Source organism: Pedobacter folensis, assembly GCF_056490665.1.
Genome location: NZ_JBWJIF010000012.1, coordinates 1 through 1,666, shown reverse-complemented (window position 1 = coordinate 1,666; position 1,666 = coordinate 1). Strand labels below are relative to the sequence as shown.

1 rRNA gene is annotated in these 1,666 nt (G+C 50.5%); it reads right to left on the bottom strand.

Going from position 1 to position 1,666, the window contains the following annotated elements:
* Positions 1-86: 86 nt before the first annotated feature.
* A 16S ribosomal RNA gene (locus AC04QZ_RS24980) occupies positions 87-1,608 on the bottom strand.
* Positions 1,609-1,666: the final 58 nt, after the last annotated feature.

The following is a 1,666-nucleotide window of genomic DNA, read 5'->3' as shown; positions in this document are numbered from 1 at the left end:
ATGGTGGCCTTAAGCCTTCTACCTTATTACCCTCTACCTTATTTAGAAATATCATGTTGCGTGGCGAGTAGGCGGTGCTACTCCAGAAAGGAGGTATTCCAGCCGCACCTTCCGGTACGGCTACCTTGTTACGACTTAGCCCCAGTTATCGGTTTTACCCTAGGACGCTCCTTGCGGTTACATACTTTAGGTACCCCCAACTTCCATGGCTTGACGGGCGGTGTGTACAAGGCCCGGGAACGTATTCACCGCGTCATTGCTGATACGCGATTACTAGCGAATCCAACTTCATGGGGTCGAGTTGCAGACCCCAATCCGAACTGTGAATGGCTTTGTGAGATTCGCATACCGTTGCCGGCTAGCTGCCCTCTGTACCATCCATTGTAGCACGTGTGTAGCCCCGGACGTAAGGGCCATGATGACTTGACGTCGTCCCCTCCTTCCTCTCTGTTTGCACAGGCAGTCTGTTTAGAGTCCCCATCATTACATGCTGGCAACTAAACATAGGGGTTGCGCTCGTTGCGGGACTTAACCCAACACCTCACGGCACGAGCTGACGACAGCCATGCAGCACCTAGTTTCGTGTGATTGCTCACTGATCTATCTCTAGATCATTCACTAACTTTCAAGCCCGGGTAAGGTTCCTCGCGTATCATCGAATTAAACCACATGCTCCTCCGCTTGTGCGGGCCCCCGTCAATTCCTTTGAGTTTCACTCTTGCGAGCGTACTCCCCAGGTGGAACACTTAACGCTTTCGCTTAGCCGCTGACTGTGTATCGCCAACAGCGAGTGTTCATCGTTTAGGGCGTGGACTACCAGGGTATCTAATCCTGTTTGATCCCCACGCTTTCGTGCCTCAGCGTCAATAAGACCATAGTAAGCTGCCTTCGCAATCGGTGTTCTGAGACATATCTATGCATTTCACCGCTACTTGTCTCATTCCGCCTACCTCTAGTCCATTCAAGCCCATCAGTATCAAGGGCACTGCGATAGTTGAGCTACCGTCTTTCACCCCTGACTTAACAGGCCGCCTACGCACCCTTTAAACCCAATAAATCCGGATAACGCTTGGATCCTCCGTATTACCGCGGCTGCTGGCACGGAGTTAGCCGATCCTTATTCTTCCGGTACATTCAGCTATTTACACGTAAATAGGTTTATTCCCGGATAAAAGCAGTTTACAACCCATAGGGCAGTCTTCCTGCACGCGGCATGGCTGGTTCAGAGTTGCCTCCATTGACCAATATTCCTTACTGCTGCCTCCCGTAGGAGTCTGGTCCGTGTCTCAGTACCAGTGTGGGGGGCCATCCTCTCAGATCCCCTAGTCATCGTCGCCTTGGTGGGCCGTTACCCCGCCAACTAGCTAATGACACGCATGCCCATCTTCATCCCATAAATGTTTGATCATTGGATAATGCCATCCTGTGATTTTATGCGGTATTAATCCGGATTTCTCCGGGCTATCCCCCAGATAAAGGTAGGTTGCATACGCGTTACGCACCCGTGCGCCACTTTCATATCCAGCAAGCTGGATAATCTCGTTCGACTTGCATGTATTAGGCCTGCCGCTAGCGTTCATCCTGAGCCAGGATCAAACTCTCCATTGTAAAATGTGTTGTAAGATGCTGACCAGTTTTAACTATTGTTAAAAATAGTCTTCTTTTT